Below are 14,503 nucleotides of genomic sequence, written 5' to 3'. Positions count from 1 at the left end.
ACCACCGAGATCTACACGTGTGGCGCTTCGTCGGCAGCGTCAGATGTGTATAAGAGACAGCCCTCCCGAATGCCCACCGCCCTCCCCGTTCTCTACTCGTTCCGCCGTTGCCCCTATGCGATGCGTGCCCGGCTCGCGCTGGTGGCCGGCGGCCAGCATTGCGAGCTGCGCGAGGTGACGCTGAAGAACAAGCCGGCCGAGATGCTCGCGGCGTCGCCCAAGGGCACGGTGCCGGTGCTGGTGACGCCCGAAGGCCCGGTGCTCGAGCAGAGCCTCGACGTGATGCTGTGGGCGCTGCGGCGCGACGATCCGCAACGCTGGCTGCGGCCGCAGGCCGGCACGCTCGAGGACATGCTGGCCCTGGTGGCGGCCTGCGACGACGACTTCAAGCCCCAGCTCGACCGCTACAAGTACCCGCAGCGCCACGCCGACGGCGGCGAGCCGGCACGCGAGCGCGGCGCGCAGTTCCTGCGCAGCCTGGAAGCGAGGCTCTCGGCCTCGCAACACCTGGCCGGCACCCACGCCACGCTCGCCGATGCGGCCCTGATGCCTTTCGTGCGCCAGTTCGCGATGGTCGATGCCGCGTGGTTCGACGCCCAGCCCTGGCCCCGGCTGCAGGCGTGGCTGGCGAACTGGACCGCATCCGACCTGTTCGCGCGGGCCATGCACAAGCACGCGCCCTGGAAAAGCGGCGAGGCCGGCGTCGCTTTCCCGCCGGCCTGAACGCCCCTCAGGCGCCCATCGCCACCGCCGAGGCCCGCTGGATGCACTCGATGAAATGCTGCGCCGCCGGCGTCGTCAGCTGCCCGCGCCGGCGCACCACGCACACGTTGAGCATCGGCAGCTGTTCCTCGATGTCGACGCGGCGAATGCCGTGCCGCTTGAACGTGAGCTTGACCAGCGGCTCGACGAACAGCCCGATCAGGTCCATGTGGCCCACCAGGCCCAGCGCCACCGTGACCGACTGGCCCTGGATGATCCGCGAGGGCGGCGGCAGCCCCAGCGGCGTGAACAGCGGCGCCACCGACTCGCGCCCGCGATGGTCGTCACCCGGCAGGATCCACTCGGCCGCGTAAAGCTCGAGCAGCGAGCGCGCCGCGCGCAGCGGGTGGCGGTTGCGCATGCCCACCACCAGCTGCACCGGAAACAGCTCCAGCGCCTCGAACTGCGGATCGAGCGTGCCCGGCACCACGTGCGCGACGGCAAAGTCGAGGTAGCCGTCGCGCAGGCGCGCCAGCATCCACGGCAACACCGCCTCGCTGAACTGCACGTCGACCGCGGGCAGCCGCGTGTGGAAGTCCTTGAACGCGGCGGGCAGCACGGTGAGCGCGAACGAAGCGCTCACCGCCATCGACACCGAACCAGTGGCGCCGTCGCGGATCTGCGCAATCTCGTCGCGGGCGCGCTGCATGTCGGCCAACAGCAGCCGCGCGCGCGGCGCGAAGGCGTGGCCGAACTCGGTGAGGCGCACGCCCTTCACGCTGCGCTCCACCAGCGGCGCCCCCACCTCGCGCTCCAGCTCGCGCACGATCTTGGTCACGGCCGGCTGAGAAATGCCCAGCACGCGGGCCGCGGCGCGAATGCTCATCTGCTCGACCACCGCCACAAAGGCGTGCAACTGGTTGGGTTTCATCGGGTGCTGGCGCTTTCGGGCGGGGCCATAGGGTTTCAACCATGACAACCAAAAGTTATCTTTCTGCCCCAATTATTGTCTTTTCATGACAGCACCGAGTCTCTAGCATCCGGCGCGGTCGAGGCATACCTTCGACCCACAACACCTCGAACAGCAATCCCACTGGAGTGACATGAGCATCCCAAGCAGCCGGCCCTCGCCTTCGTCCCCCGCGCGCAGGCGCCAGACCATCGTGGCCACCACGATCGGCAACGGACTGGAGTTCTTCGACTTCACCGTCTACGGTTTTCTCGCCCTGGTGATCGGCAAGCTGTTCTTCCCGACCTTCAACTCGTACGGCCAGCTGCTGCTGACGGTGGCGAGCTTCGGCGTGGGCTTCATCATGCGGCCGCTGGGCGGCATCGTCATCGGCGCCTACGCCGACCGCGCGGGCCGCAAGAAGGCCATGACGCTCACCATCTTCCTGATGGCGCTGGGCTGCGCGCTGATCGCCTTCACGCCCACCTATGCGGCCATCGGCGTGGCGGCGCCCCTCATCATCGTGCTGGCGCGGCTGATCCAGGGCTTCTCGGCCGGCGGTGAAGTGGGTGCGTCCACCACGCTGCTGGTCGAGCACGCCACGCCGTCCAACCGCGGCTACATGGCGAGCTGGCAGTTCGCCAGCCAGGGCCTGGGCGTGCTGATGGGCGCCGTGGTGGTGGGCGTGCTGACGACGTCGCTCTCGCCGGAAGCCATGCTCAGCTGGGGCTGGCGCGTGCCGTTCGTCCTGGGCATGCTGATCGCGCCCGTGGGCATGTACATCCGCCGCCACCTGGAAGAGTCGCTGCACATCTCGCCCGAACAGGCCGCCGCACCGCGCGAGAGCAGCCTGAAGATCGTCTGCACGCAGCACGGCAAGACGGTGCTGGCCGCCATTCTTTCGCTGGTGGGCGGCACCACGGCCGCGTATGTGGTGACCTTCTACATGCCCACCTATGCGGTGCGCGAGCTCGGGTTCACGCCGTCGGTGGCGCTGTTCGGCGCCGCGCTCACGGGCCTGATCTCGTTCGCGTTCGCCCCTTTCGTGGGCAAGCTGTCGGACAAGGTGGGCCGCAAGCCGCTCATCCTGTGGAGCCGCATTGCGCTGGCCGTCCTCATCTACCCGGGCTTCCTGTGGCTCAACGCCTCGCCCACGCCGACGGTGCTGTTCGTGGTGCTGGGGGTGTTCAGCCTCGGCCTGGTGGTGCAGACGGTGCCCGGCATCACGATGCTGCCCGAGATGTTCCCGAAGGCGGTGCGCGCGAGCGGCATGTCGCTGGTGTACAGCGTGGGCGTGGCCCTGTTCGGCGGCTTCGCCCCCTTCATCAGCACCTGGCTGCTGAACGCCACGGGCAGCAAGCTGGCGCCGGCCTGGTACCTGGTGGCGATGACGGTGGTCTCGCTGCTGGGCCTGCTCTGGCTGCGCGACCATACGGGCCGCGACATCGACGCCGCGGGCGCGCACGCCGCAGGCTGACCCCTTTCATCTTCGTTTCCAAGACATTGAAAGCACAGGAACCCCACGCCATGCCAACACAACGCAGCGCCGCCACGCGGTATTTCTCGGGCACGTACGTCGAAGCCCGCACCAAGTTCCTCGAGGCCGCCGCCCAGCGCGCCGCGGCCGTCGAGTCCTTCGTGCACCCGACGCACCGCGGCGCGCTCGGCGAAGAGCTCGCCACCGACGTAGCGCTGATCGGCGCCATCGACGCGAAGAAAATCCTGCTCGTCACCTCGGGCACGCACGGCCCCGAAGGCTTCTGCGGCTCGGGCACGCAGGTCGCCACGCTCAACGACGCCGACCTGCTCGCGCGGCTGCAGCAGGCCGGCGTGGCGCTGCTGCTGGTGCATGCGGTGAACCCGCACGGCTTTTCGCACCTGCATCGCACGAACGAAGACAACATCGACCTGAACCGCAACCACATCGACTTCAATGCGCCGCTGCCGGTGAACGCGGCCTACGCCGAGGTCGAGCCGCTGGTGCTGCCCGACACCTGGCCGCCGACGCCCGCCGACGACGCGGCCGTGGCCGCCTACATCGGCCAGCACGGCATGACCGCCTTCCGCGCGGCCGTCACCAAGGGGCAGTACACCTCGCCCGACGGCCTGTTCTACGGCGGCACCGCGCCCTCATGGAGCAACAAGACCATCCGCGCGATCCTGCGCAAGTACGCCGCGTCGGCCACGCACCTGGGCTGGATCGACGTGCACACCGGCCTGGGCCCGTACGGCCACGGCGAGAAGATCTACCCGGGCCGCAACACGCCCGAAGACCTGGCGCTGGCGCATGCCTGGTGGGGCGCCGACGTGTTCGCGCCGTTCGCCGGCGACTCGGCCTCGGCCGACGTGTCGGGCCCGGTCATCTCGACCGCGTACGACGAATGCCCGAACGCACGCATTGCGCCGATGGGCCTGGAGTTCGGCACCCTGCCCGACCTGGAAGTGCTGGTTCGCCTGCGCGCGGACACCTGGCTGCGCCGTCACCCCGATGCACCCGCGTCCCAGCAGCGCGAGATTCGCGCGCAGCTGCGCGACGCGTTCTACTGCGACAACGAGGAATGGAAGGGCATGGTGCTCGGACAGACGCGCGTCGTGCTCCTGCAAACGCTGCAGGGCCTCAAATCGAGCTAAGCCCCTTGCAGGGGGCGACACCAGCGGTCCGGCAACGCCGGTTCCGCGGTGTCCCTTGCGAAGCCTGGGCCAGTCAGCCGAAGTTCGGCGCGCGCCGTTCGCGCAGCGAGGCCACGCCCTCGCGCACGTCGGCGCCCGCGAAGCCCATGAACTCGAGCGCCAGCGAGGCGTCGAAGGTCGGGCCGGCCTGGCGCAGCCAGTTGTTCAGCGCGTACTTGGTCAGGCGAATCGCGCTCTGGCTGCCGGCCGCGAGCCGATCAGCCACCTCGTAGGCGCGCGGCAGCAGGTCGGCCTCGTCCACCGCGAGCGACACCAGCCCGATGCGCTCGGCCTCCTCGCCGCTCACGGGCTCGCACAGCAGCAGGTGGTACTTGGCCTTGGCCATGCCGCACAGCAGCGGCCACACGATGGCCGCATGGTCGCCCGCCGCCACGCCCAGGCGCGTATGGCCGTCGACGATCTTCGCGTTCTTCGCGGCAATGGAAATGTCGGCCAGCAGGCCCGCCACCAGCCCTGCGCCCACGGCCGGGCCGTGCATGGCGCTGACGATGGGCTTGTCGCAGTTGATGAGGTTGTAGACGAGGTCGCGCGCCTCCTTCCACACGCGTTGGCGCACCGCGTCGTCGGTGGTCATGTCCTGCACCATGGCAAGGTCGCCGCCGCCCGAAAAACCCAGGCCCTCGCCGCGCAGCACGGCGCAGCGCACCGTGTCGTCGGCCGACACGTCGCGCCAGATCTCGGCCAGCTCGCGGTGTCCGTCATGGCCCGCCGTGGGCAACTTGCCGTTGGCCGCCCGCATCTGGATGTCGAGGACCGTGCCGTTGGCGCCGCGGCGCGTGATGGCGAGGGTCTGGTAGCGGGCGTAGTCCATGGTGTGTCTCTGTTGCTATTTTTTGGCCGCCACCTCGCGGCAGCGCTGCACGTTGGCTTCGAAGCGCGAAGCCAGCCCGGGTTCGCACTCGTCGGACGGGGTCAGCCTGCACATGCCGACCACAGCGTAGTCCATGACGGCGGCCGTGCACATCGGGTAGGCCGCGAGGTCGGGGTTGGCCGTGACCTTGAAGCCCCAGCGCTCCGAGAACTGCACCGTGCGGACCATCGCGCCATGGAAGAAGCTGCGGTCCTTCGCGGCGATGGCGGCCTCCATGCGCGGCAGTTCCTCGTTGAGGTAGCCCACGGAGTCGAGCGGAAAGCCGGCGGGGTCCTGCTGCGCGGCGGCCATCGAGGCGGCACACACGAAGGGCAGGACGGCAAGGGCGCGCAGCATGGGAGCAAGCGCGGGGCGAAGGAGCGTGCGGTGGAAGTGCATGGCTGCGAATTCTGCAACGTTTTGAAGCACTTTTGAATGCACGGCGATGCGCGGGCGCTACGCCTGCCTGCCCTTCTTCTGCCTGTCGAACTTGCGCCAGTACTGGAACTCGTCCTCGTGCACCTCGAGGTCGATTTCGGAAATGCGCGACTGCAGGCGCTCCTGCACTTCGGCCACGGCCTTGTTGTAGACCAGCGGGCCGAGCTCTTCGAGGAAGAATCCGAGCAGCGCCCCCGCCGCGATGTTGCCGATCGGCTCTTCCATGTTCTCGCGGAAGTAGCGTTCGATGGACGCAATGGCCTGCTGGCGTGCTTCCTTCGGTATCTCGATGGTCATGGGTGGTCTTCTCTCAGCGGTTGGGTCGACGGATTGTGCCGACCGCCGTTCGCTACCATGCGCGCACACAACAACACCGGAGACAGATGCCATGCACTTCCGCCCCGCCGCACTCGCGGCCCTTACCCTGGCCGCCGTGGCCTCGCTCGCGGCCTGCACGTCCATGACCCCCACCGTGCCGCAGCGCCAGCTGATGCTGGTCGCCAACGACGAGAAGCAGTCGTGGAACGACGCCGGCGCCGTCATCCTCGGCCCCATGGGGCGCGACACGGTGCAGGTGCTCGACATCGGCACCGACCCGCTGGCACCCAGGGTGCTGGGCACGCTGCAGCTGGACAACACCATCGCCGGCCCGCCGACCAACCTGGCGATCACACCCGGCGAAACGCTGGCACTGGTCGCCAATTCGCTCAACGTGGTCGAGGAGAACGGCGTGCGCAAGCAGGTGCCCGACAACCGCCTGTTCGTGATCGACCTGACCACCACGCCGCCCAGCCTGCTCGACACGCTGCAGGTCGGCAAGCAGCCCTCGGGCCTGTCGATCAACCGCGCGGGCACGCTGGCGCTGGTGGCCAACCGCGCCGACAACTCGGTGAGCGTGCTGCGCATCGCGGGCAAGAAGGTCACGCCGATCGACACGGTGGCCATGGGCGACTCGGTGGCGCACGTGCGCTTCACGCCCGACGGCAGGCGCGCGCTGGCCGCCAAGTTCCCGAGCCACAAGATCGCGCTGCTCGAGGTGAACGGCGAGAAGGTCAGCTACAACAAGGTCGACCTCGCGGCGGGCCTCTGGCCCTACAACGTGGACGTGACGCCCGACGGCAAGCTGGCGCTGACGGCCGACAACGGCAACTCGGGCGCGTCCGACGGCCAGGTCGACACCATGAGCGTGATCGACATGGAAGCCGCGCCGCCGCGCGTGATCGACAAGGTGGTGGTCGGCGACGGTCCCGAAGGCCTGGCCGTGAGCCCGACCGGGCGGCATGCGGTGGCGGTGATATTGCGCGGCAGCAACTCGGCGAAGAACGCCTACTTCTACAACCGCAACGGCTCGGTGGTGCTGCTGAAGATCGACGGCAAGAAGGTCACGCGCGGCAACGAGGTGGTGGTGCGCGGCCTGCCCGAGGGCGCGGTGTGGAGCGCCGACGGCAAGTACCTGTACGTGGGCAACTTCATCGACCAGGACATCACGATCCTTCGGCTCGACGGCGACACGCTGGTGCCCACCGGCCGGTCGTTCCCGCTGCAGGGCCATCCGGCCGCGATGCGCGGGACAATGACGCACTGATTCCACTCCCCCAGAACGAAGAACCCATGGCGCAACCCAGACGACAACTCCGCACGCTCGAACGCGGCATTCTCTGCATGGTGATCGGCGCCGTCGTGCTGCTGGCGCCGCGCTTCCTGCAGGGCACGCGCTGGTTCGAGATGGTCGCCGGGGCCTATCTGGTCGGCTGGTTCGCACTGGTGCTGGGCGCGGTGCTGGTCGTGGGCGAGCTGGTCAAGCGCGGCAAGACGCGCCCATGAAAAAACCCGCCTCGCGGCGGGTTTCGTACTGACTTGCAACCGCGCGGCAGCAGGCTCAGGCCTTCTTCTTGCGCAGCTTGCCGACCAGCTCCACCACGGCCAGCACGATGGCGCCGGCCACCAGGCCCACGCCGGCGTTCACGCCCATCGAGCCGAGCGTGCCGAACACGCCGCCGGTGGCCTTGGCCCAGTCTTCGACCGCGTGGCCCAGCGCGGGCACGCCGTGCACCAGGATGCCGCCGCCCACGAGGAACATCGCGGCCGTGCCGGCCACCGACAGCGCCTTCATGAGCCACGGCGCCGCCCACAGGATGCCGCGGCCCAGGGCCTGCGAAGCGGCGCTCGCGCGCTGGCTCAGGTAGAGGCCCGCGTCGTCGAGCTTCACGATGCCGGCCACCAGGCCGTACACGCCGATGGTCATGATCAGCGCAATGCCGACCAGCACGCTCAGCTGTGTGAGGAAGGGCTGGCCCTGCACCGTGCCCAGCGTGATGGCGATGATTTCGGCCGACAGGATGAAGTCGGTGCGCACCGCGCCCTTGATCTTGTCCTTTTCCATGGCGACCACGTCGACCGCGGTGTCGGCCACGGCTTTCTCGTGGCGCTCGGTGTCGGCATCGTGTTCCTTCTTGTGCAGGAACTTGTGGGCCAGCTTCTCGAAGCCTTCGAAGCAGAGGAAGGCACCGCCCACCATCAGCAGCGGCGTCACCAGCCAGGGCAGCCAGGTGCCGATGGCCAGCGCCGCGGGCACCAGGATGGCCTTGTTGACGAGCGAGCCCTTGCACACGGCCCACACGACCGGAAGTTCGCGCTCGGCCCGCACGCCGGAGACCTGTTGCGCATTGAGCGCAAGGTCGTCGCCCAGCACGCCGGCCGTCTTCTTGGCAGCCACCTTGGTAAGGATCGACACGTCGTCGAGAACGGTCGCAATGTCGTCGAGCAGCAGGAGCAGGCTGGTGGCCATGGGCAATGTAGGGGGACTGAAAAGAAGCGACGAGCTTATCCGCAGCCGCCCCGCACCCCTGGAATACCCGTACGCGGCCGCCCTGAACGGGCGCCGGAAAACGTGCGTTATGCCCGGATCAGAGCGCGCTGAGCGCAATCGCCAGCACGGCGGCCAGCGAGGCGCCGAACAGCGCCAGCCCCACGCGGCGGCGGCGGTGCGTGAGCATCCACAGCGCCACGCCCGAGAGCGACAGGAAGATCAGGCTGCCGGCCAGCGTGTCGACCAGCAGGATCCAGGGCAGCGGCATGCCGCCGCCCTTGTGCATGCTGGTGAGCGTGGCGACAAAGCCGTTGTGCGTGGTGGCCACGCCGACCGAGTGGTTGCCCTGCCAGTACTCGGCCTGCACCGTTTCGTTGGGCCCGCCGAAACTGAACACCCAGTGGGCCGGCTGCATGAGCGCGGGGGCGCTCTTGTCGCTCTTGTCGGCCCAGGCCACCGGTTTGGCCGGCTCGATGCGCGACGAGTTGGGCGGCCCGCTCATGCGCAGCGCGCCCTGCAGCCACTGGCTCATGGCCTCGGGCGTTTCGGGCACCGGGTCGGGCAACGCCAGCTGGGCGCGCGTGCGCTCCTGCGCCTGCGGCAGCTTCAGCACGTTGCGGTGGTTGAGCCAGATCCCGCTGAACCCGAACAGCAGCCCCAGCACCGCGCCCCACAGGCCGAACCAGCCGTGGGTGCGACGGATCCACTGCACGAGGCTCGTGCGGCGCCGGTGGGCTTGCACGCGCGCGGCGTGGTCGAGGGGGGTGCCGTCGGCATGCATGCAGGTCAGGCCGGTCAAGCGACGGTGCGCTTGAGGCGGATTTCCTCGACGCGCACCGAGCCCATGGCGGTCGTCTTGGCGGTCTTCATCTCGCGCTTGAAGCCGGCGAGCTCATGGAAGCGCAGGGCGCGGTCGTTGCGAATGGGCACCCACACGGTGACCGTGGTGCAGCCCTCTTCTTCGAGGCCTTCGCGCGCGGCGTCCCACAGGGCCACGCCCACGCCCTTGCCCCAATGCTCGGGCTTGACGTAGATGGCCCAGATTTCGCCGGTGGTGGGCGGCGTCTTGGGGTCGCGCGAGCGGTCGTAGCCCACGAAACCGACGATTTCGCTGCCCAGCACGGCCACGCGCACCTGCGGTTCACTGTATTCGATGGCTTCGCGCCACTTGGCCTCGCGCGAGGCCGGGGCCAGCACGGGCAGTTCTTCTTCGGGGAGGATGCCTTGGTAGGCCGCCTTGGCGGCCAGGGCATGGACTTCGGCGACGGACTTGGCGTCGCGCAGGGTAGCGGGTCGAACTTCGTAATCTGACATGAATGCGGGGAATCGGATGGAACCGGCTATTGTCGCCGCACCGCTAAACTGCCTGCTGTATCCGTCGTAACAACAGGAGAAATCGACATGGCCAAAGGTCAGCAACGCGCCAACAAGGAAGCGAAGAAACCGAAGAAGGACACTTCGCCACCCAAGCCCGTGGGCACCGGCGGCATCGAGCCCGTGCGCACGATCACGACCGCCGTGATCCCCCGCGGCAAGCTCAAGAACAAGTGACCGAAGAAGCGCCAGCACCGGCGCCCGCAGCCAGGAAGGCCCAGCCGCGCAACCCGCTGCACGGGCTCACGCTGGAGGCCATCGTCACGACGCTGGCCGATCACTACGGATGGGAGCACCTGGGCGAACTCGTTCCCATCCGTTGTTTTGCGATCGACCCGAGCGTGGGCTCCAGCCTCAAGTTCCTGCGCAAGACGCCCTGGGCGCGCGAGAAGGTCGAGAGCCTCTATCTCTTCATGCTGCGCGAGCAACGCCGCGAACAGCAGCAACAGCAACCCCCACAACCGGACCAGCCGCCGCAGCCATGAAGGTTCGACTCGAGCCGTCGGGCCTCGCGTTCGACGCCGAGGCCGGCACCACGCTGCTGAAAGCCGCCGAAGCGGCCGGCATCGAGCTGCCGAGCTCGTGCCGCAACGGCACCTGCCGCACCTGCATCTGCCGGCGGCTGTCGGGCGAAACCCGCCACACCATCGAATGGCCCGGCCTGAGCGTCGACGAAAAGGAAGAAGGCTGGATCCTGCCCTGCGTGGCCGAGGCCGTCAGCGACCTCTCGCTGGACGCGCCGCTCGCGCGATCGCTGTTCGCCGACTAAGGTCGCGCGACAGGCGCGGCGACCACCAGCCGGTCGCGCTGCGCCAGCGAGGGAAACAGCTTGAACCAGGTGATGGCGACCAGCATCGTGCCCACGCCGCCCACCACCACCGAGCCGACCGGACCCCGCAGCGCCGCCGTGGCGCCCGACTCGAACTCGCCCAGCTGGTTGCTCGCGCCGATGAAGATCGAATTGACCGCGCTCACCCGCCCGCGCATGCCGTCGGGCGTTTCCAGTTGCACCAGCGTCTGGCGGATCACGACGTTGACCATGTCCGCGCCACCTGAAACCGCGAGTGCGACCAGCGACACGACGAAGCTCTTCGAGATGCCGAACACCACCATGCACAGCCCGAACAGCGCGATGGCGATCAGCAGCGTGCGCCCCACGTGGCGCTCCACCGGCCGGCGCGTGAGCACGATCGACATGACCAGCGCGCCCACCGCCGGCGCGCTGCGCAGCAGCCCGAGCCCCCAGGGGCCGGTGTGCAGGATGTCCTTGGCATAGATCGGCAGCAGCGCCACCGCGCCGCCCAGCAGCACCGCGAACAGGTCGAGCGAGACCGCGCCGAGCACGGGCTTGCGCTTCCAGATGAAATCGACGCCCGCGAACACCGTGGCCAGCGTGACTGGCTCGCGCGCGGCCGGCGTGTAGGCATAGCGCAGGCGCAGCACCAGCACGCATGCGACGACGAAGCACGCCACGCTGGCCCCGTAGACCACCGCCATGCCCGCCACGAACAGCAGGCCGCCCAGGGCAGGCCCGCCGATGATCGCGCCCTGCATGCCGGCCGAACTGAAGGCCATCGCACGCGCCAGCATCGTCGGCGGCACCAGCAGCGGCGTGAGCGCCTGCTGCGCGGGCATCTGGAAGGCCCGCACCGCGCCCAGCACCAGCGACAGCCCCAGCAGCAGGCCGCGCGTGTCGTGCTTTTGCATCACCGCCAGCAGCAGCACCAGCGCCACCAGACCCTGCACCGCGAAGCAGGCGGCCACGATGCGCCCGCGGTGGTGGCGGTCGACGATGTGGCCGGCCAGCAAGGCCAGCAGCAGCGCGGGCACGAACTGGTAGAGGCCGACCAGGCCCAGGTCCCAGGCGCTGCCGGTGAGGTCGTACATGTGCCAGCCGATGGCCACCAGCAGCATCTGCGAGGCGGCGGTGCCGAACAGGCGCGCCGTCCACATCTGCATGAACGGACGTTCGCGCGTCAGGTCGGAAAAGCTGGGGGGAGAGACGGTGCCGGGCGCCGAAGCGGCGGTGGCACCTGGGGAGGAAGTGGAGGCGGAAGCGGGGCCGGACATTCGTTCGAGGATAGCCGAGGCTTCATGAGCGGGCGGTGAGGGCACAGCAACGGCCCTTCAAACCCCTCTGCCAGGGCCTTGGCGGGCTCTCTACACTCGACGGCTCCCATGACCGCGCCGTCGCCTCCCTGCCCTGCTCTTCCCCCAGTTCACGAAGACCCGTACCTGCTCGTGTTCGACAAGCCCGCGGGCCTGCTGTGCGTGCCCGGCCGCGGCGAGGACAAGCAGGATTGCCTGAGCGCGCGCGCCATGCAGCGGTGGCCCGACGCGCTGATCGTGCATCGGCTCGACATGGGCACCAGCGGCCTGGTGGTGATGGCGCGCGGCCTTGCCATGCAGCGCACGCTGAGCGCGGCCTTTGCCGAGCGGCGGGTGCACAAGCGCTATGAAGCCGTCGTCAACGGCGCGATGCCGGTGCAGGACGACTGGTCGCTGATCAACGCGCCGCTGATGGCCGACTGGCCGCGCCGCCCGCTGCAGAAGGTCGACCCGGCGGGCAAGCCGAGCCTCACGCGGTGGAAGGCGGTTTCTTCTTCTTCGTCAGAGGGGGGCGCCACGGCAACGCATGTGATGCTGGAGCCCATGACCGGCCGCACGCACCAGCTGCGCGTGCACCTGCTGTCGGTCGGCCACCCGATCCTGGGCGATGCGCTGTACGCCGATGCCGCGGTGCAGGCACGTGCGCCGCGCCTGCTGCTGCATGCGAGCGAACTGGGCTTTGTGCACCCGGTGACGCAGCAGGAACTTCGCTTCGAGCGGCCGGCCGATTTCGCGCCCGGTTAGTTGAAGCCGCCCTTGACCACCAGCACGGGCATGTTCGCGTCCTGCAGCACGCGCTGCGTGACGCTGCCCAGCAGCAGTTTCTCGATGCCGCTGCGGCCGTGCGAGCCCATCACGATCAGGTCGGCCGCGATGGCGATGGCCGTGTCGACGATGCCTTCGTGCACCACGTGGCCGTCGATCACGCGCTGGTCGCTGTGCAGGCCTTCGGCTGCGAGGGCAGCCACGCCGCGTGCAAGTGCCGCATTGGCACTCGCGGTGGCAGCGGCCAGGTATTCGTTCTGGCCAAGCGCATAGTCCGCGCCCACGCCAATGAAGGGGTAGTTGTCGATCACGTGAATCAGCGTGATGCGGCTCCCGAATGCCAATGCGAGGCCGCTGGCCTTGCTGACGGCGAGCATGGAAGTTTCGGAGCCGTCGATCGGAACCAGGATGTGATTGAACATGGCGGGACCTCGCTTTCGTTCGCAGACAGACACGGCCTCTAAAAGGCACAAGAGACCGGGGCTCGAATTTAACCTCTGTTGCACGACCGGACTGTAGGACTCCGGCCAGCAACGGCGACGCGCTTGCGCGCGTTCGCCTTACGCGGGTTTTCAGCTTCCCTGGAAGCCCTGGGCGCGGCAGGTGATCACGAGCGTGTCGCGCCAGCCTTCGCCCCCCTCTTCCAGCGGCTGGATCGGCGTGGATTCGTGGATCACGCGCGCGTCGTCGAGCACCAGCAGGCTCCACGGCTCGGTCATGGTGAAACGCTCGCCGCGACGGCCGTTGGCCTCGAACACGCGCGTCTCGCCGCCCTTGATGCCGTGGCGGCCAACCAGCGCGACGGCGACCAGGTCCACACCGTCGCGGTGCGCGCCTTCGGGCGTCGGGCGACCGATGCCGCCGGCGGTGTCGATGCGGAACTGGTGCGCTTCCACGTACCAGCGTTGCGGTGCGCCGCGCATGTCGCTGCTGGCCTTGCCGAGCTGCTGCAGCAGCCGCTGCCACACGGGCTGCGCCACCGTGGCCTCGCGCATCGGCGCGAACCAGCGCTGCATGCCGCCGTGCAGCGCGTTGTATTCGACCGGCTGCCAGTGCGCGCGATGCGGCACCTGCACCAGCGTGGCGTGGCCGTCGGCCTCGACGGTGAAGCAGGCATGGCGCCGCGTGCGGTAGTGCCCGCCGTCCTTCAGGTACTCGTCGGGCGGCAGGTCGTTCCAGTCGGTGTGCAGTGCCTCGAGTTGCGCGAGCGGCACGCCCAGCCATTCGCCGACGCCCTGCGGGCTCAGCACGGCATAGCCTTGCTCGCGCAGTGCGGCGCGCAGTTCGGCGGGGGGGATGAACGGCGGAGTGAACGCGGCCGTGGTCACTGCGCGCTGACCTTCACGTCCTTCCAGAACGCCACGCGGTCGCGGACTTCTTCGGCTTCGGGCTTCGGGTCGGCGTAGTACCAGGCGGCGTCGGTGTTGAGTTCGCCGTTGACCAGCAGCGAGTAGTAGCTCGCGGTGCCTTTCCAGGGGCAGGTGGTCTTGTGATTGCTGAAGGTCACGTGATCGCGATGGAGCGAACTCATCGGGAAGTAGTGGTTGCCTTCGACGAGCACGGTGTCGTCGCTTTCGGCGATGGTGACGCCGTTCCAGGTTGCTTTCATGATCTTGGTCTCCAGAGGGAGGGTTGCGGGCGCTGGCCGTTGCGCTGCCGCACGGGGCAGGGGTATTGTGCCGCTGCTTCGGCGGGGGCCGCCTTCGTTGCCGTATCTACCCTGTTTGGGGTGGTTTATTTTCCGGGGCCGGGTCTCGCCCCGGCGGGCGAGCTACTTTCTTTTGCTTCGCCAAAAGAAAGTAGCCAAAGAAAAGGC

The 14,503-nt window shown here is 68.6% G+C and carries 20 protein-coding genes; 9 read left to right on the top strand and 11 right to left on the bottom strand.

Going from position 1 to position 14,503, the window contains the following annotated elements:
• Positions 1-69: 69 nt before the first annotated feature.
• Positions 70-723, top strand: a complete 654-nt coding sequence (locus AC0IYU_RS34420) for a glutathione S-transferase (RefSeq protein WP_472126772.1) — start codon at positions 70-72, stop codon at positions 721-723.
• Between the two features lie 7 nt (positions 724-730).
• On the opposite strand, the gene AC0IYU_RS34415 is transcribed toward AC0IYU_RS34420, so the two are convergent.
• Complete coding sequence (locus tag AC0IYU_RS34415; RefSeq protein ID WP_472126769.1) at positions 731-1,633, bottom strand: LysR substrate-binding domain-containing protein; 903 nt, start codon at positions 1,631-1,633, stop codon at positions 731-733.
• Between the two features lie 172 nt (positions 1,634-1,805).
• Here AC0IYU_RS34415 and AC0IYU_RS34410 point away from each other — a divergent pair, with 172 nt between their 5' ends.
• Both AC0IYU_RS34410 and AC0IYU_RS34405 read left to right on the top strand, forming a co-directional pair.
• On the top strand, positions 1,806-3,128 hold the full coding sequence (locus tag AC0IYU_RS34410; RefSeq protein WP_472126767.1) for an MFS transporter: 1,323 nt from the start codon (positions 1,806-1,808) through the stop codon (positions 3,126-3,128).
• A gap of 50 nt (positions 3,129-3,178) precedes the next feature.
• Positions 3,179-4,282, top strand: coding sequence for a M14 family metallopeptidase (locus AC0IYU_RS34405; protein WP_472126764.1), 1,104 nt, complete (start codon positions 3,179-3,181; stop codon positions 4,280-4,282).
• Between the two features lie 73 nt (positions 4,283-4,355).
• Here the strand turns inward: AC0IYU_RS34405 and AC0IYU_RS34400 are convergent, their stop codons facing one another.
• The 3 genes from AC0IYU_RS34400 to AC0IYU_RS34390 form a co-directional block, all read right to left on the bottom strand.
• Positions 4,356-5,153 (bottom strand): enoyl-CoA hydratase/isomerase family protein, encoded by a 798-nt coding sequence (locus AC0IYU_RS34400; protein ID WP_435436458.1) that lies wholly within the window; start codon positions 5,151-5,153, stop codon positions 4,356-4,358.
• Between the two features lie 15 nt (positions 5,154-5,168).
• The gene (locus tag AC0IYU_RS34395) at positions 5,169-5,549 is read right to left on the bottom strand and encodes a hypothetical protein (protein WP_435484393.1); all 381 of its coding nucleotides are present in this window, start codon (positions 5,547-5,549) and stop codon (positions 5,169-5,171) included.
• A gap of 99 nt (positions 5,550-5,648) precedes the next feature.
• Complete coding sequence (locus tag AC0IYU_RS34390) at positions 5,649-5,927, bottom strand: DUF2164 domain-containing protein (protein WP_472126761.1); 279 nt, start codon at positions 5,925-5,927, stop codon at positions 5,649-5,651.
• A 91-nt stretch (positions 5,928-6,018) separates the two neighbouring features.
• On the opposite strand from AC0IYU_RS34390, the gene AC0IYU_RS34385 reads away from it, so the two are divergent.
• Positions 6,019-7,215 carry a lactonase family protein gene (locus AC0IYU_RS34385; protein ID WP_472126758.1) on the top strand — a complete coding sequence of 399 codons (1,197 nt, stop codon included), beginning with the start codon at positions 6,019-6,021 and terminating at the stop codon, positions 7,213-7,215.
• 26 nt (positions 7,216-7,241) lie between these two features.
• Positions 7,242-7,454 (top strand): hypothetical protein, encoded by a 213-nt coding sequence (locus AC0IYU_RS34380; RefSeq protein WP_472126755.1) that lies wholly within the window; start codon positions 7,242-7,244, stop codon positions 7,452-7,454.
• A 55-nt stretch (positions 7,455-7,509) separates the two neighbouring features.
• On the opposite strand, the gene AC0IYU_RS34375 is transcribed toward AC0IYU_RS34380, so the two are convergent.
• From AC0IYU_RS34375 to AC0IYU_RS34365, 3 genes are all read right to left on the bottom strand, one after another.
• A complete protein-coding gene (locus AC0IYU_RS34375) occupies positions 7,510-8,418 on the bottom strand; it encodes a DUF808 domain-containing protein (protein WP_435484396.1) in 909 nt (302 codons plus the stop codon).
• A 118-nt stretch (positions 8,419-8,536) separates the two neighbouring features.
• The gene (locus AC0IYU_RS34370) at positions 8,537-9,220 is read right to left on the bottom strand and encodes a PepSY-associated TM helix domain-containing protein (RefSeq protein ID WP_472126776.1); all 684 of its coding nucleotides are present in this window, start codon (positions 9,218-9,220) and stop codon (positions 8,537-8,539) included.
• Positions 9,221-9,234: 14 nt separating this feature from the next.
• Positions 9,235-9,753 carry a GNAT family N-acetyltransferase gene (locus AC0IYU_RS34365; protein WP_435436450.1) on the bottom strand — a complete coding sequence of 173 codons (519 nt, stop codon included), beginning with the start codon at positions 9,751-9,753 and terminating at the stop codon, positions 9,235-9,237.
• A gap of 87 nt (positions 9,754-9,840) precedes the next feature.
• Between AC0IYU_RS34365 and AC0IYU_RS34360 the strand changes: the two genes are divergently transcribed.
• From AC0IYU_RS34360 to AC0IYU_RS34350, 3 genes are read left to right on the top strand one after another with little or no spacing between them, the layout of a single operon-like run.
• Positions 9,841-9,990: a hypothetical protein gene (locus tag AC0IYU_RS34360; protein WP_015866429.1), complete on the top strand. Its 150-nt coding sequence runs from the start codon at positions 9,841-9,843 to the stop codon at positions 9,988-9,990.
• A complete protein-coding gene (locus tag AC0IYU_RS34355) occupies positions 9,987-10,298 on the top strand; it encodes a VF530 family protein (RefSeq protein WP_472126752.1) in 312 nt (103 codons plus the stop codon). Before AC0IYU_RS34360 ends, AC0IYU_RS34355 begins: the two co-directional genes overlap by 4 nt.
• On the top strand, positions 10,295-10,582 hold the full coding sequence (locus AC0IYU_RS34350; RefSeq protein WP_472126750.1) for a 2Fe-2S iron-sulfur cluster-binding protein: 288 nt from the start codon (positions 10,295-10,297) through the stop codon (positions 10,580-10,582). The genes AC0IYU_RS34355 and AC0IYU_RS34350 overlap by 4 nt, the downstream gene beginning before the upstream one ends.
• Here the strand turns inward: AC0IYU_RS34350 and AC0IYU_RS34345 are convergent.
• Complete coding sequence (locus AC0IYU_RS34345; RefSeq protein WP_472126747.1) at positions 10,579-11,883, bottom strand: MFS transporter; 1,305 nt, start codon at positions 11,881-11,883, stop codon at positions 10,579-10,581. The two genes, AC0IYU_RS34350 and AC0IYU_RS34345, sit on opposite strands and share 4 nt — an antisense overlap.
• 108 nt (positions 11,884-11,991) lie before the next feature.
• Between AC0IYU_RS34345 and AC0IYU_RS34340 the strand changes: the two genes are divergently transcribed.
• A complete protein-coding gene (locus tag AC0IYU_RS34340; RefSeq protein ID WP_472126744.1) occupies positions 11,992-12,666 on the top strand; it encodes an RluA family pseudouridine synthase in 675 nt (224 codons plus the stop codon).
• On the opposite strand, the gene AC0IYU_RS34335 is transcribed toward AC0IYU_RS34340, so the two are convergent.
• The 3 genes from AC0IYU_RS34335 to AC0IYU_RS34325 all read right to left on the bottom strand — a co-directional run bounded on the left by AC0IYU_RS34335 (position 12,663) and on the right by AC0IYU_RS34325 (position 14,296).
• Positions 12,663-13,109 (bottom strand): universal stress protein, encoded by a 447-nt coding sequence (locus tag AC0IYU_RS34335; RefSeq protein ID WP_093128323.1) that lies wholly within the window; start codon positions 13,107-13,109, stop codon positions 12,663-12,665. The genes AC0IYU_RS34340 and AC0IYU_RS34335 overlap by 4 nt on opposite strands.
• A gap of 150 nt (positions 13,110-13,259) precedes the next feature.
• The gene (locus AC0IYU_RS34330; RefSeq protein WP_472126741.1) at positions 13,260-14,015 is read right to left on the bottom strand and encodes a 2OG-Fe dioxygenase family protein; all 756 of its coding nucleotides are present in this window, start codon (positions 14,013-14,015) and stop codon (positions 13,260-13,262) included.
• Positions 14,012-14,296, bottom strand: a complete 285-nt coding sequence (locus tag AC0IYU_RS34325) for a DUF427 domain-containing protein (protein ID WP_435436443.1) — start codon at positions 14,294-14,296, stop codon at positions 14,012-14,014. The genes AC0IYU_RS34330 and AC0IYU_RS34325 overlap by 4 nt, the downstream gene beginning before the upstream one ends.
• Positions 14,297-14,503 lie beyond the last annotated feature (207 nt).

Source organism: Variovorax sp. AC103 (genome assembly GCF_979254005.1).
This window is presented reverse-complemented; position numbering and strand designations above follow the sequence as displayed.

What these genes read in the sequence shown, in the direction of transcription:
- AC0IYU_RS34370 (WP_472126776.1), bottom strand. Translation starts at nt 9,220, where the DNA reads ATGCATGCCGACGGCACCCCCCTCGACCACGCCGCGCGCGTGCAAGCC.
- AC0IYU_RS34405 (WP_472126764.1), top strand. Translation starts at nt 3,179, where the DNA reads ATGCCAACACAACGCAGCGCCGCCACGCGGTATTTCTCGGGCACGTAC.
- AC0IYU_RS34380 (WP_472126755.1), top strand. Translation starts at nt 7,242, where the DNA reads ATGGCGCAACCCAGACGACAACTCCGCACGCTCGAACGCGGCATTCTC.
- AC0IYU_RS34420 (WP_472126772.1), top strand. Translation starts at nt 70, where the DNA reads ATGCCCACCGCCCTCCCCGTTCTCTACTCGTTCCGCCGTTGCCCCTAT.
- AC0IYU_RS34365 (WP_435436450.1), bottom strand. Translation starts at nt 9,753, where the DNA reads ATGTCAGATTACGAAGTTCGACCCGCTACCCTGCGCGACGCCAAGTCC.
- AC0IYU_RS34385 (WP_472126758.1), top strand. Translation starts at nt 6,019, where the DNA reads ATGCACTTCCGCCCCGCCGCACTCGCGGCCCTTACCCTGGCCGCCGTG.
- AC0IYU_RS34345 (WP_472126747.1), bottom strand. Translation starts at nt 11,883, where the DNA reads ATGTCCGGCCCCGCTTCCGCCTCCACTTCCTCCCCAGGTGCCACCGCC.
- AC0IYU_RS34400 (WP_435436458.1), bottom strand. Translation starts at nt 5,153, where the DNA reads ATGGACTACGCCCGCTACCAGACCCTCGCCATCACGCGCCGCGGCGCC.
- AC0IYU_RS34415 (WP_472126769.1), bottom strand. Translation starts at nt 1,633, where the DNA reads ATGAAACCCAACCAGTTGCACGCCTTTGTGGCGGTGGTCGAGCAGATG.
- AC0IYU_RS34325 (WP_435436443.1), bottom strand. Translation starts at nt 14,296, where the DNA reads ATGAAAGCAACCTGGAACGGCGTCACCATCGCCGAAAGCGACGACACC.
- AC0IYU_RS34360 (WP_015866429.1), top strand. Translation starts at nt 9,841, where the DNA reads ATGGCCAAAGGTCAGCAACGCGCCAACAAGGAAGCGAAGAAACCGAAG.
- AC0IYU_RS34390 (WP_472126761.1), bottom strand. Translation starts at nt 5,927, where the DNA reads ATGACCATCGAGATACCGAAGGAAGCACGCCAGCAGGCCATTGCGTCC.
- AC0IYU_RS34395 (WP_435484393.1), bottom strand. Translation starts at nt 5,549, where the DNA reads ATGCTGCGCGCCCTTGCCGTCCTGCCCTTCGTGTGTGCCGCCTCGATG.
- AC0IYU_RS34410 (WP_472126767.1), top strand. Translation starts at nt 1,806, where the DNA reads ATGAGCATCCCAAGCAGCCGGCCCTCGCCTTCGTCCCCCGCGCGCAGG.
- AC0IYU_RS34375 (WP_435484396.1), bottom strand. Translation starts at nt 8,418, where the DNA reads ATGGCCACCAGCCTGCTCCTGCTGCTCGACGACATTGCGACCGTTCTC.
- AC0IYU_RS34350 (WP_472126750.1), top strand. Translation starts at nt 10,295, where the DNA reads ATGAAGGTTCGACTCGAGCCGTCGGGCCTCGCGTTCGACGCCGAGGCC.
- AC0IYU_RS34335 (WP_093128323.1), bottom strand. Translation starts at nt 13,109, where the DNA reads ATGTTCAATCACATCCTGGTTCCGATCGACGGCTCCGAAACTTCCATG.
- AC0IYU_RS34340 (WP_472126744.1), top strand. Translation starts at nt 11,992, where the DNA reads ATGACCGCGCCGTCGCCTCCCTGCCCTGCTCTTCCCCCAGTTCACGAA.